30 protein-coding genes and 1 rRNA gene are annotated in these 15249 nt (G+C 34.1%); all 31 read right to left on the bottom strand.

Annotated elements, in window-relative coordinates:
* Positions 1-139: 139 nt before the first annotated feature.
* Positions 140-502, bottom strand: a complete 363-nt coding sequence (gene rplQ / locus B5G32_RS11645; RefSeq protein WP_087245400.1) for a 50S ribosomal protein L17 — start codon at positions 500-502, stop codon at positions 140-142.
* Positions 503-537: 35 nt separating this feature from the next.
* The gene (locus tag B5G32_RS11640; protein WP_087245398.1) at positions 538-1482 is read right to left on the bottom strand and encodes a DNA-directed RNA polymerase subunit alpha; all 945 of its coding nucleotides are present in this window, start codon (positions 1480-1482) and stop codon (positions 538-540) included.
* A 41-nt stretch (positions 1483-1523) separates the two neighbouring features.
* Positions 1524-1913, bottom strand: a complete 390-nt coding sequence (gene rpsK / locus B5G32_RS11635) for a 30S ribosomal protein S11 (protein WP_087245396.1) — start codon at positions 1911-1913, stop codon at positions 1524-1526.
* Between the two features lie 14 nt (positions 1914-1927).
* Positions 1928-2293: a 30S ribosomal protein S13 gene (rpsM, locus tag B5G32_RS11630; protein ID WP_087245394.1), complete on the bottom strand. Its 366-nt coding sequence runs from the start codon at positions 2291-2293 to the stop codon at positions 1928-1930.
* A gap of 14 nt (positions 2294-2307) precedes the next feature.
* On the bottom strand, positions 2308-2421 hold the full coding sequence (gene rpmJ, locus B5G32_RS11625; RefSeq protein WP_006505646.1) for a 50S ribosomal protein L36: 114 nt from the start codon (positions 2419-2421) through the stop codon (positions 2308-2310).
* A gap of 30 nt (positions 2422-2451) precedes the next feature.
* Entirely contained in the window at positions 2452-2673 is a 222-nt protein-coding gene (gene infA, locus B5G32_RS11620) for a translation initiation factor IF-1 (protein ID WP_087245392.1), read from the bottom strand.
* 16 nt (positions 2674-2689) lie between these two features.
* Positions 2690-3436 (bottom strand): type I methionyl aminopeptidase, encoded by a 747-nt coding sequence (map, locus tag B5G32_RS11615; protein ID WP_087936739.1) that lies wholly within the window; start codon positions 3434-3436, stop codon positions 2690-2692.
* Positions 3436-4083, bottom strand: coding sequence for an adenylate kinase (locus tag B5G32_RS11610; protein WP_087245388.1), 648 nt, complete (start codon positions 4081-4083; stop codon positions 3436-3438). The genes map and B5G32_RS11610 overlap by 1 nt, the downstream gene beginning before the upstream one ends.
* 23 nt (positions 4084-4106) lie before the next feature.
* On the bottom strand, positions 4107-5408 hold the full coding sequence (gene secY / locus B5G32_RS11605) for a preprotein translocase subunit SecY (protein WP_087936738.1): 1302 nt from the start codon (positions 5406-5408) through the stop codon (positions 4107-4109).
* Position 5409: 1 nt separating this feature from the next.
* Positions 5410-5850 (bottom strand): 50S ribosomal protein L15, encoded by a 441-nt coding sequence (rplO, locus tag B5G32_RS11600; RefSeq protein WP_087245384.1) that lies wholly within the window; start codon positions 5848-5850, stop codon positions 5410-5412.
* An 11-nt stretch (positions 5851-5861) separates the two neighbouring features.
* The gene (rpmD, locus tag B5G32_RS11595; protein ID WP_087245382.1) at positions 5862-6053 is read right to left on the bottom strand and encodes a 50S ribosomal protein L30; all 192 of its coding nucleotides are present in this window, start codon (positions 6051-6053) and stop codon (positions 5862-5864) included.
* Positions 6054-6067: 14 nt separating this feature from the next.
* Positions 6068-6631, bottom strand: a complete 564-nt coding sequence (rpsE, locus tag B5G32_RS11590; RefSeq protein WP_087304985.1) for a 30S ribosomal protein S5 — start codon at positions 6629-6631, stop codon at positions 6068-6070.
* Between the two features lie 14 nt (positions 6632-6645).
* Complete coding sequence (gene rplR / locus B5G32_RS11585; RefSeq protein ID WP_087304984.1) at positions 6646-7002, bottom strand: 50S ribosomal protein L18; 357 nt, start codon at positions 7000-7002, stop codon at positions 6646-6648.
* Positions 7003-7030: 28 nt separating this feature from the next.
* Positions 7031-7576, bottom strand: a complete 546-nt coding sequence (gene rplF, locus B5G32_RS11580; protein ID WP_087245376.1) for a 50S ribosomal protein L6 — start codon at positions 7574-7576, stop codon at positions 7031-7033.
* Between the two features lie 28 nt (positions 7577-7604).
* Positions 7605-7994, bottom strand: a complete 390-nt coding sequence (gene rpsH / locus B5G32_RS11575) for a 30S ribosomal protein S8 (RefSeq protein ID WP_087245374.1) — start codon at positions 7992-7994, stop codon at positions 7605-7607.
* Between the two features lie 33 nt (positions 7995-8027).
* A complete protein-coding gene (locus B5G32_RS11570) occupies positions 8028-8213 on the bottom strand; it encodes a type Z 30S ribosomal protein S14 (RefSeq protein ID WP_087245372.1) in 186 nt (61 codons plus the stop codon).
* 14 nt (positions 8214-8227) lie between these two features.
* Entirely contained in the window at positions 8228-8767 is a 540-nt protein-coding gene (gene rplE, locus B5G32_RS11565; protein WP_087245370.1) for a 50S ribosomal protein L5, read from the bottom strand.
* Between the two features lie 18 nt (positions 8768-8785).
* Positions 8786-9118 (bottom strand): 50S ribosomal protein L24, encoded by a 333-nt coding sequence (rplX, locus tag B5G32_RS11560; protein WP_087245368.1) that lies wholly within the window; start codon positions 9116-9118, stop codon positions 8786-8788.
* A gap of 14 nt (positions 9119-9132) precedes the next feature.
* The gene (gene rplN / locus B5G32_RS11555; protein WP_087245366.1) at positions 9133-9501 is read right to left on the bottom strand and encodes a 50S ribosomal protein L14; all 369 of its coding nucleotides are present in this window, start codon (positions 9499-9501) and stop codon (positions 9133-9135) included.
* A 29-nt stretch (positions 9502-9530) separates the two neighbouring features.
* Positions 9531-9791, bottom strand: coding sequence for a 30S ribosomal protein S17 (rpsQ, locus tag B5G32_RS11550; RefSeq protein ID WP_087245364.1), 261 nt, complete (start codon positions 9789-9791; stop codon positions 9531-9533).
* A 12-nt stretch (positions 9792-9803) separates the two neighbouring features.
* A complete protein-coding gene (rpmC, locus tag B5G32_RS11545) occupies positions 9804-9998 on the bottom strand; it encodes a 50S ribosomal protein L29 (RefSeq protein WP_087245362.1) in 195 nt (64 codons plus the stop codon).
* Positions 9999-10000: 2 nt separating this feature from the next.
* Positions 10001-10411, bottom strand: a complete 411-nt coding sequence (gene rplP / locus B5G32_RS11540; protein ID WP_087245360.1) for a 50S ribosomal protein L16 — start codon at positions 10409-10411, stop codon at positions 10001-10003.
* Between the two features lie 2 nt (positions 10412-10413).
* Positions 10414-11067, bottom strand: a complete 654-nt coding sequence (rpsC, locus tag B5G32_RS11535; RefSeq protein ID WP_087245358.1) for a 30S ribosomal protein S3 — start codon at positions 11065-11067, stop codon at positions 10414-10416.
* A gap of 11 nt (positions 11068-11078) precedes the next feature.
* On the bottom strand, positions 11079-11411 hold the full coding sequence (gene rplV, locus B5G32_RS11530; protein ID WP_087245356.1) for a 50S ribosomal protein L22: 333 nt from the start codon (positions 11409-11411) through the stop codon (positions 11079-11081).
* Between the two features lie 20 nt (positions 11412-11431).
* Positions 11432-11710: a 30S ribosomal protein S19 gene (gene rpsS, locus B5G32_RS11525; protein ID WP_087245354.1), complete on the bottom strand. Its 279-nt coding sequence runs from the start codon at positions 11708-11710 to the stop codon at positions 11432-11434.
* Between the two features lie 18 nt (positions 11711-11728).
* Positions 11729-12562: a 50S ribosomal protein L2 gene (gene rplB, locus B5G32_RS11520; RefSeq protein ID WP_087245352.1), complete on the bottom strand. Its 834-nt coding sequence runs from the start codon at positions 12560-12562 to the stop codon at positions 11729-11731.
* Positions 12563-12620: 58 nt separating this feature from the next.
* Entirely contained in the window at positions 12621-12911 is a 291-nt protein-coding gene (rplW, locus tag B5G32_RS11515) for a 50S ribosomal protein L23 (RefSeq protein WP_087245350.1), read from the bottom strand.
* Positions 12911-13537, bottom strand: coding sequence for a 50S ribosomal protein L4 (rplD, locus tag B5G32_RS11510; RefSeq protein WP_087245348.1), 627 nt, complete (start codon positions 13535-13537; stop codon positions 12911-12913). Before rplD ends, rplW begins: the two co-directional genes overlap by 1 nt.
* A gap of 22 nt (positions 13538-13559) precedes the next feature.
* Positions 13560-14276, bottom strand: a complete 717-nt coding sequence (gene rplC, locus B5G32_RS11505; RefSeq protein WP_087245346.1) for a 50S ribosomal protein L3 — start codon at positions 14274-14276, stop codon at positions 13560-13562.
* 21 nt (positions 14277-14297) lie between these two features.
* Entirely contained in the window at positions 14298-14606 is a 309-nt protein-coding gene (gene rpsJ / locus B5G32_RS11500) for a 30S ribosomal protein S10 (protein WP_087245344.1), read from the bottom strand.
* A 563-nt stretch (positions 14607-15169) separates the two neighbouring features.
* Positions 15170-15249, bottom strand: a 5S ribosomal RNA gene (gene rrf, locus B5G32_RS14410); the annotation flags it as partial.

Raw genomic sequence — 15249 nt, 5'->3', positions numbered from 1 at the left:
TTTTTGCATGCAGAAAAATAGAGTAATGCTGGTGCATTACTTTTTATTTTGCTCATTGTTAATATTTGCTTTAAGCATTTATCAGCCAAACGAAACCAAATTCCTATAATATAAAAAAAGTGATGAATCCATCACTTTTTTAGAATAAACCAATAACTGCCATTGGTGCATTATCACCTTTACGATTATATGTTTTTAAAACACGAGTGTATCCACCATTTTTATCTGCATATTTTGGTGCAACTTCATCAAATAATTTTTGAACAGCAGTTTTACCAGTAGCAGGATCAACAACATCTTGTAATACTTGTGCTGCTTGTCTTCTTGCATGTAAATCTCCACGTTTTCCTAAAGTAATTAATTCGTCAACGATTGAACGAACTTCTTTTGCTCTCGTTACTGTTGTTTCGATTTTTCCATACATGATAACATCTGTAGCTAAGTTACGTAACATTGCTTTTCTATGAGATGATACACGCCCTAATTTTCTATTGTGTGCCATAAATTAGTGCTCCTTCCAAAATATTTATTCTATTATTAATCAACTTGTTTAAAACCTAAACCTAATTCGATTAATTTTTCTTTTACTTCTTTAAGTGATTTCTTACCTAAGTTTCTCACTTTAATCATATCGTCTTCACTCTTAGAAGCGAGTTCTTGAACTGTTTGAATACCAGCTCTTTTTAAGCAATTATATGAACGTACAGATAAGTCTAATTCTTCAATAGTCATATCTAATACTTTATTACTTGTGTCTTCTTCAGTTTCACTCATAACTTCCATGTTCATTGCCATATCAGTTAATTCAACAAACATATTTAAGTGTTCCACTAAAATTTTAGCAGCTAATGCTAAAGCTTCATGTGGTTGGATAGATCCATCAGTTGTAACTTCTAAAGTTAACTGATCATATTTTGCACTCTGTCCAACACGTGTAGGTTCAACATTATAAGCTACTTTTACAACTGGTGAATAAATAGAATCAGTTGCAATAACACCAATTGTGTTGATCATCTTTTTGTTCTGATCAGCACTCATGTAACCACGATCTTTATGAGCATACATTTCCATATAGAAATGTGCTCCTTCAGCAACATGGGCAATTTCCATATCGTTTGAAATCATAGTTACATTTGATGGACATTGAATGTCAGCACCAGTAACAACAGCTGGTCCCTTGACATCAATTACCATAGTTACATCATCATCACCATCAATTGCAAAAACCAATTTTTTAATGTTTAAGATAATTGAAGTGACATCTTCAACGACACCATCAACTGCAGAAAATTCATGGATTGCTCCTTGAACTTTAATTGCGTGAACTGCACATCCAGGAATAGATGATAACAAAACTCTACGTAATGCATTTCCTAAAGTTGTTCCGAAACCTCTTTCTAAAGGTTCAATAACAAACTTACCATAGAAATCTGTTTCATCATATTCTGCGACATTAAAATTTGCTTTTTCGAACTTTTGCATTATTTCCCTCCTCACTTAGAAATAACTACTTTTTTACTTCATTATCCACGAGGACGTTTTGGTGGACGACAACCATTATGTGGAATTGGTGTAACATCATTAATTGAAGTTACTTCTAATCCAGCAGCTTGTAAAGCTCTTACTGCAGCTTCACGTCCTGGTCCTGGTCCTTTAACACAGACGTCAACAGTTTTCATACCATGATCCATTGATGCTTTTGCAGCAGCTTCAGCAGCCATTTGCGCAGCATATGGAGTTGATTTTCTTGATCCTTTGAAACCAAGTGCTCCAGCACTTGACCAAGTGATTACATTCCCATGTTCATCAGTTACAGTAACAATTGTGTTATTGAAAGTTGAATGTACATGTGCGACACCTTTTGCTATATTCTTTTTAACACGTCTTTTACCACGAGTATTGTTTCTTGCCATTTTCGTTCAACCTCCTATTTTTTCTTACCAGCAATTGGACGAGCTTTACCTTTACGAGTACGAGCATTTGTTTTTGTTTTTTGTCCACGTACTGGAAGTCCTTTACGATGACGGATTCCTCTATAGCATCCAATTTCCATTAAACGTTTAATATTTAATGCAACTTCTCTACGAAGATCTCCTTCAACTTTATAATTTTCTACTTCTTTTCTAAGTTTTCCTTCTTCTTCTTCTGTTAAATCTTTAACTCTTACATCTTCACTGATTCCAGTTGCAGCACAAATTTTTTGAGCTGTTGATAAACCGATACCATAGATATAAGTTAAAGAAACTACCACACGTTTATCACGTGGGATATCAACACCTGCTATACGAGCCATTGTTTCTCCTCCTATTAACCTTGTCTTTGTTTATGTTTAGGGTTTTCACAGATTACCATTACTCTACCCTTACGTTTAATTACTCTGCATTTATCGCATATTGGTTTTACAGATGGTCTTACTTTCATCTTAATCTTTACCTCCTTTGGGAAGATTTTCTACTTATGTCTAAATGTGATTCGCCCACGTGTTAAATCATATGGAGAAATCTCTACGGTTACTTTATCCCCCGGTAAAATGCGAATGTAATTCATACGGATTTTACCAGAAACGTGAGCCATAATAACCGCTCCATTTTCCAACTCAACCTTAAACATTGCATTAGGTAATGTTTCAAGGACAGTTGCTTCTACTTCAATAACGTCATCTTTTTTTGCCATTGATTATAACTCCCTTTTAAAGTTTTGTCAAAATCTCATACCCATCACTTGTAATGACAATAGTATGTTCATAATGAGCTGCGAGAGATCTATCTCTTGTTACAACAGTCCAATCATCATCTAAGACATCAGTTTCACATCTTCCTAGATAAGCCATTGGTTCTATTGCTAAAGTCATTCCCTCTTTTAATCTAGGTCCTTTTCCTGGTGCTCCATAATTAGGAACAGCAGGATCTTCATGAACTTTTGTGCCAATTCCATGACCTGTATAATCTCTTGGAGTTGAACATCCATGATTTTCTAGATATGTTTGAACAGCATGAGATATATCGGATAAACGATTACCAGGTTTAACTTGTGCTAAACCTGCATAAAGTGCTTCTTCAGTCACTTTCATAAGATGAGCAGCATCATCACTAATCTGCCCTACAGCATATGTCCAAGCACTATCACCATGATAGCCCTTATAACATGCACCTACATCCACTGAGATAATATCACCATCTTTAAGTTTTCTATGATCAGGAATCCCATGAACAACAACTTCATTAATTGAAGTACATACTGCTCCTGGAAAACCATATAGGTTCAAAAATGATGGTGTTGCACCAGCATCACGTATAATCTTTTCACAGAATTTATTAATTTCCATGGTTGTGATTCCAGGTTTAATAAATTCTTTTAAGTGACTATGAACAAGTGCCACAATGCGACCAGCCTCACGCATCAACTCAATTTCTCTTTGGTCTTTTGTGACAATCATTATTTACCCTCCAAGCTTTTTTCAATGTCTTTAAAGACGTCTTCCATAGGTTGGTCACCGTTAATATTAATGATTGTACCTTTCATTGTATAATAATCAATCAAAGGTCGAGTTTGTTTGTTATACGTATCAAGTCTAATTTTGACAGCTTCTTCGCTCTCATCTTCTCTTTGATACAAAGTTCCACCACATTTGTCACAAACACCTTCAACTTTAGGTGGATTAAATTCAACATGGAATGTTGCTCCACAATTTTTGCAAGTTCTTCTACCAGACAATCTTGTGATTAATTTTTCAACTGGAATGTCTAAATTTATAATTGCATCAATTGTAAAATCAAATTCTTTCGCAATACTTTCAAGTTCTCTCGCTTGAACTATTGTTCTAGGGAATCCATCTAAGATAAAACCATTTTCAAAAGTGTTTTCACTTAAATATTCCCTAAGCATTTCAATCGTATAATCGTCTGGTACAAGGTGCCCAAATTGCATGAAATATTTAGCAATTACACCAAACTTTGTTTGTTCACGTAAAGCTTTTCTAAATAAATCGCCAGTAGATATTTGTGTTAAACCGTATTTTTTAACAAGTCTTTCAGCTTGAGTCCCTTTACCAGCACCAGGAGGCCCCATTAAAATAATGTTCATTTTTCTACACCTCTTTTATTATACTATTTTCTAATATATCCATGATACTCTTTACGAGTAATTAAAGTTTTAATCTGTCTTGTTGTTTCAAGAGCAACACCTGTAATGATAATCAATCCAGTTCCTCCTAATGTCAAAGCAGCATTAGAAGTTTGTGACCAAATAACTGGTGTTATGATAGGAATTGCCGCAACAATAACTAAGAAGATTGATCCGACAACAGTTACTCTATTTAAAACCGTACTTATGAATTTTTCTGTATCTAAACCAGTTCTTACGCCAGGAATTGATCCACCATTTTTCTTTAAATCATTGCTAATCTTATGTGCATCAATTTGTAAATTAGAATAGAAGAATGCAAATAAAACTATCATAAGAAGATATAAGCAAAAACCAAATGGTTCCTGATAATTCAAAATGGTATCAATAGTTCGCGTTATATTATTTGAATCCATAAAACTAATGATTGTTCTTGGAGCTGCTAATACAGATGCAGCAAAGATAACTGGCAATACACCTGAACTATTAATCTTAATAGGCATATGTGTCGTATCTTTTGTTCTCATTGTTGGATTAGAATTTGTTGCATACATAATTGGTATTTTTCTAACTGCACCTTCGTTAAACACTACAAAGATAACAATTGCTAAATATACGATGACAAACAATGCATACCACAAAATTCCTAAAATCATTGTCTGTGTTCCCTTATCAAATGAAACCAAATTGTTGAATGTTGTAATAAAGTTAGTTGGTAAACTTGCCACAATACCTGTGAAAATCAATAATGATGTTCCGTTTCCAACACCCTTTTGAGTGATTTGATCACCCATCCACATAGCCAACATACTTCCTGCTATCATAACAAGAACTACATAAGCATAATTCCACAATGATGATGAACCAAGAATTCCATACATGTTATCAAATGCGTATGTTAATGATCCACCTTGAATAGCAGCCAAGACGAGTGTAACATATCGTGTCACTCTATCTTTTTTCTTTTTACCAGTATTTCCTTCTTTTTGCCATTGAGCTAATACTGGAATAACATCCATTGATAATAATTCAATAATAATAGATGCTGTAATATATGGAGAAATTCCTAATGAAAATATAGAAAATCTCTCTAACATTCCTCCACCTAACATGTTCATAATTCCTAGGATACCACTATTAGCTGCTGAAGCTGTAATTGCATCAGCATTAATTGACGGAATTGTAATAGCAGCACCCAAACGGAATACAAACAACATACCAAGTGTAAATAAGATTCTACGACGTAATTCTCCTTTTTTAAAAACATTCTTAAAAAAGTTTAACATCCTAGATCACCTCAGTTTTTCCACCTGCAGCTTCAATTGCAGCAATGGCTGACTTTGAGAATTTCTTTGCTTTAACAGTTAAAGCAACTTCTAACTTTCCATTACCTAAAACTTTTAAACCATCTAATTCTTTTTTAATTAAACCACATTCTTTTAAAGCAGCCATATCTACAACACTACCTGCTTCAAATTTATTTAAATCTTCTACATTAACAATAGCATATTCAACTCTATTGAAGTTTGTGAAACCACGTTTTGGTAAACGCATGAATAATGGTGTTTGTCCACCTTCAAATCCAGGTTTTTTTCCTCCACCACTTCTAGCTCCAGCACCTTTTTGACCTCTACCAGAAGTTTTACCATGTCCTGAGCTTGTTCCACGTCCAACACGTTTTCTATTTCTACGTGCTCCTTCAGTGTATTGTAATTCGTGTAATTTCATTTTTACACCTCCTACTTACTTTCTTCAACTTTAACAAGGTGGCTAACAGTATTAATCATACCTTGAATCGTTTCGCTATTTACTTTTTCAACTGATTTGTGCATTTTTGTTAAACCTAACGCTTTAAGAGTATCCTTTTGATTCTTTTTAGCACCAATTGGACTTTTTACAAGCGTAATGATAACTGTATTTTTTTCTGCCATTTCTTACGCTCCTCCTATCCGTAAATTTCTTCAACTTTTTTATCTCTTAATTCAGCAACTTGTTGAACAGTTTTTAATAATTTTAAACCTTCTACAGTTGCACGAACCATGTTGATTGGAGTTCTTGAACCAATTGATTTAGAAATAATATCTGAATATCCAGCCAATTCAACAACAGCACGAACTGGTCCACCAGCAATGATTCCAGTACCTTCAGATGCAGGTCTTAAGAATACATGTCCTGATCCATACATACCATTGATTTCATGAGGAATTGTTCCATGAATAATTGGTACATTAATAACATTTCTTTTAGCTGCTTCAGATGCTTTTCTAATAGCATCAGGTACTTCGTTAGCTTTACCTGTTCCAAATCCAACGCGACCTTTTTTATCACCGATAACTACTAATGCAGCAAAGCGAAATTTACGTCCACCTTTAACAACTTTAGTTACACGGTTAATTGTGACAACACGTTCTTCGAATTCTTTTTCAACTCTTGGTCCATTTCTTCTTGGTCCATTTTTTCTTGGTCCATTTCTTCTTGGTCCATTTTCTCTTGGTTTACGTTGTTCCATTCTTTAACCTCCTATTAGAATTTTAATCCAGCTTCTCTAGCAGCTTCAGCTAGTGCTTTCACACGACCATGATAAATATATCCACCACGATCGAATACTACATTTTCAATATTTTTGGCGATAGCTCTCTTTGCAATTTCAGTACCAACCTGTGTAGCACCTTCAACATTTCCACCGTTTGCTAATTTCATATCTACTGAAGATGCAGCAACCAAAGTCACTCCATTGACATCATCAATGATTTGTGCATGGATATGAGAGCTTGAACGGAATACATTTAAACGAGGACATTCAGGAGTTCCACTGATTTTTCTACGAACTCTTGCATGACGTTTTTTACGTAAATCGTTTCTTGACATAGTTTTAGCCATGATAATAGCTCCTTCCTTATTTCATTAACTACTTTTTACCAGCAGTTTTACCTTCTTTTCTAATAATTCTTTCATCAACGTATTTGATACCTTTTCCTTTATAAGGTTCAGGTTTCTTCACAGCTCTAATTCTTGCTGCAATTTCTCCAACTCTTTCTTTAGAGATTCCTGATACAATAATTGATGTCTGAGATGGAGTTTCAATTTTAACTCCTTCTTCACCTTCAACTTCAACTGGATGAGAATATCCAACATTTAATACTAATTTATTACCTTGCATTTGAGCACGGTATCCAATACCAACAACTTCTAACTCTTTTTTATAACCGTTGTGTACACCTTCGATCATATTGGCAAGTAAAGCTCTTGTTGTACCGTGTAATTGTTTTACATGCTTTTGTTCACTTGTTCTGCTTACTGTAATTGTGTTTTCATCCATATTGATATTAATCAATGGTGAAAACTGTCTGACTAAAGTCCCTTTTGCACCTGTAACTGTGACAGTATTATCAGCAGCAATTTCCACTTTTACACCTTCAGGTACGTTGATAATCTTATTACCTACACGAGACATCAGTTACACCTCCTGTTTTCTTATTTTATTACCAGATATATGCTAATACTTCTCCACCGATTTGTTTAGCTCTTGCTTCTTTATCAGTCATTAATCCTTGAGAAGTAGATAATACAACGATTCCTAAACCATTTAATACCTTAGGAATTTCATTAACTTTGGCATATTGACGAAGACCAGGTTTAGAAACTCTTTTTAACCCAGTGATAACTCTATCGTTTCCTTTATATTTTAAAGTGATGACAATGTTTTTAATGACACCTTCACCTTCAACTTTATATCCTTTAATAAATCCTTCGTTTTTCAAAATTTCAGCTAATTGCACTTTTAATTTTGATGCAGGAACCACAACTTCATCATGACGTTGTTGATTCGCATTACGAATTCTTGTTAACATATCTGCAATTGGATCTGTCATTTGAAATGTCCTCCTTCCATTTGGATGATTTGATTACCAGCTTGCTTTTTTAACACCAGGAATTTCACCTTTATAAGCTAATTCTCTGAAGCAAATACGGCATAATTTGAATTTTTTAATTACTGCATGTGGACGTCCACAACGTTCGCATCTTGTATATTCACGAACTTTGTATTTTTGAGGACGTTGTTGTTTAACTTTCATTGATGTTTTAGCCATTAATTAAGTCCTCCTTATTTATGGAATGGCATTCCTAATTGTGCTAATAATTCATGACCTTCTTCATCAGTTTTAGCAGTTGTTACGAATACAATATCCATTCCTCTGATTTTGTTTACTTTATCGAAATTGATTTCAGGGAAAATTAATTGTTCTTTAACACCTAAAGTGTAATTTCCTCTTCCATCAAAAGAATTCTTTGGTACTCCTCTAAAATCTCTTACACGAGGTAAAGAAATACTGATTAATTTATCTAAGAATTCATACATTCTTTCTCCACGTAAAGTGACTTTGCAACCAATTGGCATTCCTTCACGTAATTTAAATCCAGCAATTGATTTTTTAGCTCTCGTAATCACTGGTTTTTGTCCTGAAATTAAAGTTAATTCTTCAACAGCTTCATCTAATAATTTAGAGTTGCTAACTGCATCACCAACACCAATGTTGATAACAATTTTTTCCATAGCAGGAACTTGCATTACAGAACTATAATTAAATTTAGTCATTAATGACTTAACAATTTCATTTTCATAACGTTCCTTTAGTCGGTTCATTATTTAACCTCCTTCCGATTACTTTTTCTTCTTTGTAGTTTTATCTAATGCTTTACCTGTTTTTTTATTGATACGATATTTTTTACCGTCTTCATCAAAAGCATAACCGATTTTTACAGCTTGTTTTGCTTTTGAATCATAATATGCAACATTAGAAACATGAATAGGTGCTTCTCTTGTTACAATACCACCTTCTGGATCAGCTTGTGAAGGTTTGATGTGTTTTGTTACCATATTCACACCTTCAACAATCACTCTATCTTCTTTTCTTAGAATTTGAATAATTTCTCCAGTTTTCCCTTTATCGCTACCAGCGATAACTTGAACTGTATCACCTACACGTAATTTCATCTTCTCGTTTCCTCCTATAATACCTCAGGAGCTAATGATACGATTTTCATGAAATCTGCATCTCTTAACTCTCTTGCTACCGGTCCAAAGATACGAGTTCCTCTAGGTGAATTATCATCTTTAATAATAACGCAAGCATTATCATCAAATTTAATGTATGAACCATTATCACGGTTTACACCATATTTTGTTCTTACGATAACAGCTTTTACAACTTCACCTTTTTTAACTGTACCACCTGGAGTCGCTTGTTTTACTGTCGCTACGACTACATCACCGATGTTACTAAATTTTCTATTTGAACCACCAAGGTTTCTAATTACTAGTACTTCTTTTGCTCCTGTATTGTCAGCAACTTTTAATCTGCTTTCATTCTGGATCATTCAAGTGACCTCCTTTCAGATTCTTCTTATTAAATAATTTCTGCTTTCTTTACAATTTCTACTAAACGGAAACGTTTAGTTGCTGATAATGGACGAGTTTCCATAATTTTAACAACATCTCCATCTCTAGCAATATTTTCTTCATCATGAGCCTTAAACTTTTTAGAAGATTTAACACGTTTTCCGTATTTTTTGTGTTTTACATGAGTTTCAACTAAAACAGTAATTGTTTTATCCATTTTTGTAGAAACAACTGTTCCAGTATAAACCTTACGATTATTTCTTTCCATAGTCTACTCCTTCTATTTGTTTAATTCTCTTTCTCTAATAATTGTTTTAATTCTTGCGATATTTTTTCTAACTGTTCTAATACGAGCAGTATTTTCTAATTGTCCTGTTGCTTGTTGGAATCTTAATCCAAATAATTCTTTTTTGTACTCTTCTACTTTGTTAAGTAATTCTTGAGTTTCTGTATTTCTAATATCTTGAACTGTCACAATTACTCACCTCTTCCAATAATCTTACATTTCACTGGTAATTTGTGAGATGCAAGTCTTAATGCTTCTCTTGCAACTTCTTCTTCTACACCAGCAACTTCGAACATAACGCGACCTGTTTTTACAACTGCTACCCATTCTTCTGGAGCACCTTTACCTGAACCCATACGGACTTCAAGAGGTTTCTTTGTTTTAGCTAAATGAGGGAAGATTCTAATCCAAACTTGCCCACCACGTTTCATATAACGGTTCATAGCAATACGAGCTGCTTCGATTTGTCTTGAAGTAATCCAAGCACCTTCTTGAGCTTGTAATCCATATTCACCAAAAGAAACTTGAGTTCCACCTTTAGCTTTACCTTCATATTTGATTCTATGAGGTCTTCTATATTTAGTTCTCTTAGGCATCAACATGATTATTTATCCCCTTTCTTCTTTGCAGGAAGAATTTCTCCCTTACAAATCCAAACTTTTACTCCTAATTTTCCATAAGTTGTGTCAGCTTCAGCAGTCGCATAATCAATGTCAGCTCTTAATGTATGAAGAGGTACAACACCTTCAGAATAACCTTCAGTTCTAGCCATATCAGCACCACCTAAACGTCCTGAAACAGCTGTTTTGATTCCTTTAGCACCAGCTCTCATTGCAGCTTGAATAGCTCTTTTTTGAACTGTTCTAAATGAAGCACGGTTTTCTAATTGTTCTGCAATCTTGTTTGCTACAAGTTGAGCAACAACATCTGGATTTTTAATTTCAACGATATTGATAAACACTTGTTTACCATTAACCATTTTTGCAACTTCTTTTCTTAAAGCATCGACAGCTTCACCATCTTTTCCAATAACAACACCTGGACGAGATGTATGAACATAGATGCTTACACGATTTTTAGATCTTTCAATTTCAATGTTAGCGACATAAGCGCCTTTTAACTTTGCATATAAGAATTCACGAATTTTAATATCTTCATGTAATAATGAAGCAAAGTCTTTATCATTAGCGTACCATCTTGAATTCCAATTACGGTTAACACCAACACGTAATCCTACTGGACTTACTTTTTGACCCATACTTTGCCCTCCTATCTTTCAGCAACCACACAAGTGATGTGGCTTGTTCTTTTTAAAATTTGAGTTCCGCTTCCTTTTGCTCTTGCACGGAATCTTTTTAATGTAGGACCTTCATCCACATAAATTTCTTTGATGTATAATTTATCTTCTTCTGCACCTTCATTGAATACAGCGTTTTGTGCAGCAGATTTAACGACTTTAATGATTGCAGGAGTTGCACTTTTATTAACGAATTCTAAGATTCCAAGTGCTTCTTTTACTTGCTTCCCTCTTACCAAGTCAACAACTAATCTTGCTTTTTGAGGTGAAACACGAATCATTTTAGCTTGAGCTCTTGCTTCCATGTTTATTTTCTCCTCTCTTTCTATTTACCAGACTTTTTATCATCAGCATCATGACCATGATAAGTTCTTGTAGGAGCAAATTCTCCTAATTTATGTCCAACCATATCTTCAGTAACATATACTGGGATATGTTCTCTTCCGTTATAAACTGCGAACGTATGTTCAATAAATTGTGGGAAGATTGTAGAACGTCTTGACCATGTTTTAATGACTTCTTTTTTGTTAGCAGCATTTAATGCTTCTACTTTTTTCATTAAGTGTTCATCCACGAATGGACCTTTTTTTAAACTTCTTGCCATATTCTATAACCCTCCTTCTTATTTACCGTTACGACGACGTACGATTAATTTATTTGAAGCTTTTTTACTATCTCTAGTTTTAACTCCAAGAGCTTTTTTACCCCATGGAGTCATTGGTGCTTTACGACCGATTGAAGTTCTACCTTCACCACCACCATGAGGGTGATCATTAGGGTTCATAACAGAACCACGAACTGTAGGTCTAATACCTTTCCATCTATTACGACCAGCTTTACCAATGTTAACTAATCCATGATCTTCATTTCCAACAACACCAACTGTTGCTCTACAAACTGCTAAGAATTTTCTTACTTCACCAGAAGCTAATCTTACAGTTACATATTTTCCTTCTTTACCTAAGATTTGAGCAGACACACCTGCAGATCTAGCGATTTGTCCACCTTTTCCTGGATGCATTTCAATATTGTGGATAACTGTACCTTCAGGCATATTTCCCATTGGTAAGCTATTACCAACAATAATATCTGCATTTTCACCAGAAACAATTTTCATTCCAACTTCTAATCCTTTAGGAGCTAAAATATATCTTTTTTCACCATCTACATAGTGAATTAATGCAATATTTGCAGATCTGTTTGGATCATATTCAATTGTTGCAACTTTTCCAACAATATCATCTTTATTACGTTTAAAATCAATAATACGATATAAACGTTTATGTCCACCACCATGATGACGAGTAGTGATGACACCTTGATTATTACGCCCACCAGTTTTTGATAAACGAACTGTTAATGATTTCTCAGGCTTATTTGTTGTAATTTCTTCATAAGTCAAAGATGTCATATTACGACGTCCATTAGTTGTAGGCTTATATACTTTAATAGGCATCTGATTTCCTCCTTATTTTTCTTATCTGGAATGGAGTTCATTCCAATAGTTCTTCCAATTATTCTTCACCGAATAAATTGATTGAATATCCTTCTTTTAATTTAACAATAGCTTTTCTTCTTCTTTTTGTTTTACCAACGTATCTACCCATTCTTTTTGTTTTAGGTTTCACATTCATAATGTTTACACTTTCAACTTTAACATCAAACATTTTTTCAACTGCAACTTTAACTTCAGTTTTATTAGCAGTTAAATCTACATCAAATGTATATTTGTTTTCGTTTTGTTGTAACAATAAAGATTTTTCAGTAAGTACTGGTTTCTTTAAAACATCTGTAATATGTGCCATTATGCCAATACCTCCTCAACAGCTTTGATAGCTCCTTCAGTCATTACTAACTTAGTGCTATCTAAGATATCATATACGTTAAGTCCTTTTGAATTAATAACTTTAACACCAGGAATATTTCTTGCTGATAAAGCTACGTTTTCATCAACTTCATCCATAACGATTAATGTTTTTCTGTTAGCTTCTAAGTTTTCTAACACTTTGATCATTGCTTTTGTCTTTGGAGCTTCCATAGCGATATTATCTAAAACAGTTAATTCACTATCGATCACTTTTTGACTTAAAGCAGATTTAAGTGCTAAACGTCTTACTTTTCTGTTCATTTTTAATTTATAGTTTCTATCTGGTGTAGGACCAAATACAACTCCTCCACCTCTCCATTGTGGAGCACGGATAGATCCTTGTCTTGCTCTACCTGTACCTTTTTGACGCCAAGGTTTCTTTCCTCCACCTTTAACTTCAGTACGGTTTTTCACTTTATGAGTCCCTTGTCTCCATGAAGCTCTTTGTAGTAAGACCATATCAAAGATTGCTTGGTTATTTGGTTCAATACCAAATACAGATTCATTTAATTCTGTATCTTTAACTTTTTGTCCTTCTTGATTATATACTGCAACTTTTAACATTAGTTTTCCTCCTTTCGCTTCATTATTCAGCAGTTTCCACTGCATCAGTAGTTTCTTCTACCACTGGACTTTCAGTTTCATATACAATTAAATCTTTAGCAGGATTAACTTTACCGTTTCCTTTTACTGCAGATTTAACAACAACTAAACCTTTTTTAGGACCTGGAATTGATCCACTAATTAATAATACATTGTTTTCAACATCAACAGCAACGATTTCCAAGTTTTGAACTGTTCTTGTTACATGTCCCATATGTCCTGGTAATTTTTTACCTGGAGCGATTCTGTTAGGAGCGATTGGCCCCATTGAACCAACGATTCTATGAGCACCAGAACCATGTCCCATTGGTCCTCTTTGTTGTCCATGTCTTTTTATAACACCTTGATAACCTTTACCTTTGCTAGTTCCTGTTACATCTACCACTTCACCAGCTACAAAGCTATCAACTTTAATTTCTTGACCAACTTCATAACTCATCATTTCGTCATAACGAAATTCTCTAATGAAGCGCTTAGGAGCTGTTTCAGCTTTTGCAACATGACCTTTATGAGCTTTTGTTGCTAATTTTTCTCTCTTGTCTTCAAAACCAACTTGGATAGCATCATATCCGTCAGTAGCAACTGTTTTCTTTTGTAAAACAACGTTTGGTGTTGCTTCTACAACTGTTACTGGGATTAATTTTCCATCAGTAGTGAACACTTGAGTCATTCCAATCTTACGACCTAAGATTCCTTTCATGAGTTACACCTTTACCTTTCCTTATAATTTAATTTCAATATCAACACCACTTGGTAATTCTAAACGAGTTAAAACATCAACTGTTTCTGGTGTTGGATTCACAATGTCAATTAGACGTTTGTGAGTTCTGATTTCAAATTGTTCACGAGAATCTTTATACTTGTGAACTGCTCTTAAAATTGTATAAACTTCTTTTTCAGTTGGTAGAGGTACAGGACCTACAACTTGTGCTCCTGACTTCTTCGCAGCTGATACAATTTTTTCAGCAGAAGTATCTAAGATTTTGTGATCAAATGATTTCAAACGAATTCTAATTTTGTTGTTTGCCATGACTTATTCCTCCTTCTTGCCAATTTATTGGCCTGCTCGATGCGAATTCCCTGAATACGTCCTCCGCTCATGACAACGGCTATCAGCGTTTCAGCAACCTCGCACTTCTTCGCATTCACAACAAATGCATTTTACACTAAATAGCGCATTAAATCAAGTCTTTTTGCTAATCTTTTAAAAAATTTTTAATCTATTTTGAAGAGATTAAAAGGTTAGTCATTTTATTATAAATATTGCTATTTCCCTAATAAAAATCTTCAATTGATTAAGAGAAAATACAAACACAATATATCTTTTATACAACTTAAATGAATACTCATAAGGTTAATATATGAAATAACAGAAAGACTTTTCAGAAAAATCATTCATCATGCATGATTTTTTTCTTTTTCATAGAATCCAATAAACTTAATTTATTAAGATTATTGGACCATAGATATGATCGCTATGACTTTATCAGAATATATTTAGCAAAAAAAGAACCACCAGATGAGACAAGGTAGTTCTCTTTCAGTATACAAAATAAAAAAAGAAAGGGAATAGAATGACTATTCCCTCACATGGACTGGCAGCGTGCTATTTTCGCAGTTGCCTACTATCTTCGCCGCTGTGATGCTTAACTTCTGTGTTCGGCATGGGTACA

This window comes from Massilimicrobiota sp. An80 (assembly GCF_002159255.1).
GTDB classification, from domain to species: domain Bacteria; phylum Bacillota_I; class Bacilli_A; order Erysipelotrichales; family Coprobacillaceae; genus Allocoprobacillus; species Allocoprobacillus merdigallinarum.
The sequence above is the reverse complement of the archived record's forward strand: the minus strand, read 5'-3'. Positions and strand labels throughout refer to the sequence as shown.

Coding starts and splice junctions, on each gene's coding strand:
- rplQ (WP_087245400.1), bottom strand. CDS start 502: ATGGCACACAATAGAAAATTAGGGCGTGTATCATCTCATAGAAAAGCA.
- rpsQ (WP_087245364.1), bottom strand. CDS start 9,791: ATGGAAAGAAATAATCGTAAGGTTTATACTGGAACAGTTGTTTCTACA.
- rpsC (WP_087245358.1), bottom strand. CDS start 11,067: ATGGGTCAAAAAGTAAGTCCAGTAGGATTACGTGTTGGTGTTAACCGT.
- rplX (WP_087245368.1), bottom strand. CDS start 9,118: ATGAAATTACGTGTAGGTGATACAGTTCAAGTTATCGCTGGTAGCGAT.
- rplB (WP_087245352.1), bottom strand. CDS start 12,562: ATGCCTATTAAAGTATATAAGCCTACAACTAATGGACGTCGTAATATG.
- rpsS (WP_087245354.1), bottom strand. CDS start 11,710: ATGGCAAGAAGTTTAAAAAAAGGTCCATTCGTGGATGAACACTTAATG.
- rplN (WP_087245366.1), bottom strand. CDS start 9,501: ATGATCCAGAATGAAAGCAGATTAAAAGTTGCTGACAATACAGGAGCA.
- rplD (WP_087245348.1), bottom strand. CDS start 13,537: ATGTTAAAAGTTGCAGTATATAATCAAGAAGGACAAAAAGTTAAAGAT.
- rpsE (WP_087304985.1), bottom strand. CDS start 6,631: ATGGAACAACGTAAACCAAGAGAAAATGGACCAAGAAGAAATGGACCA.
- rplW (WP_087245350.1), bottom strand. CDS start 12,911: ATGGCACATATTACAGATGTTTTAAAGAAACCAGTACTTACTGAAAAA.
- rplF (WP_087245376.1), bottom strand. CDS start 7,576: ATGTCTCGTGTAGGTAATAAGATTATCAACGTACCTGAAGGTGTAAAA.
- rpsM (WP_087245394.1), bottom strand. CDS start 2,293: ATGGCTCGTATAGCAGGTGTTGATATCCCACGTGATAAACGTGTGGTA.
- B5G32_RS11640 (WP_087245398.1), bottom strand. CDS start 1,482: ATGCAAAAGTTCGAAAAAGCAAATTTTAATGTCGCAGAATATGATGAA.
- rplR (WP_087304984.1), bottom strand. CDS start 7,002: ATGGCTAAAACTATGTCAAGAAACGATTTACGTAAAAAACGTCATGCA.
- rpsJ (WP_087245344.1), bottom strand. CDS start 14,606: ATGGCAAACAACAAAATTAGAATTCGTTTGAAATCATTTGATCACAAA.
- B5G32_RS11570 (WP_087245372.1), bottom strand. CDS start 8,213: ATGGCTAAAACATCAATGAAAGTTAAACAACAACGTCCTCAAAAATAC.
- rplP (WP_087245360.1), bottom strand. CDS start 10,411: ATGTTGATGCCTAAGAGAACTAAATATAGAAGACCTCATAGAATCAAA.
- rplC (WP_087245346.1), bottom strand. CDS start 14,276: ATGAAAGGAATCTTAGGTCGTAAGATTGGAATGACTCAAGTGTTCACT.
- map (WP_087936739.1), bottom strand. CDS start 3,436: ATGATTGTCACAAAAGACCAAAGAGAAATTGAGTTGATGCGTGAGGCT.
- rplE (WP_087245370.1), bottom strand. CDS start 8,767: ATGAACCGACTAAAGGAACGTTATGAAAATGAAATTGTTAAGTCATTA.
- rplV (WP_087245356.1), bottom strand. CDS start 11,411: ATGGAAGCAAGAGCTCAAGCTAAAATGATTCGTGTTTCACCTCAAAAA.
- rpmJ (WP_006505646.1), bottom strand. CDS start 2,421: ATGAAAGTAAGACCATCTGTAAAACCAATATGCGATAAATGCAGAGTA.
- infA (WP_087245392.1), bottom strand. CDS start 2,673: ATGGCAAAAAAAGATGACGTTATTGAAGTAGAAGCAACTGTCCTTGAA.
- rplO (WP_087245384.1), bottom strand. CDS start 5,850: ATGAAATTACACGAATTACAATACACTGAAGGAGCACGTAGAAATAGA.
- rpmD (WP_087245382.1), bottom strand. CDS start 6,053: ATGGCAGAAAAAAATACAGTTATCATTACGCTTGTAAAAAGTCCAATT.
- secY (WP_087936738.1), bottom strand. CDS start 5,408: ATGTTAAACTTTTTTAAGAATGTTTTTAAAAAAGGAGAATTACGTCGT.
- rpsH (WP_087245374.1), bottom strand. CDS start 7,994: ATGACAGATCCAATTGCAGATATGTTAACAAGAATTCGTAATGCGAAT.
- rpsK (WP_087245396.1), bottom strand. CDS start 1,913: ATGGCAAGAAACAATACTCGTGGTAAAAGACGTGTTAAAAAGAATATA.
- B5G32_RS11610 (WP_087245388.1), bottom strand. CDS start 4,083: ATGAACATTATTTTAATGGGGCCTCCTGGTGCTGGTAAAGGGACTCAA.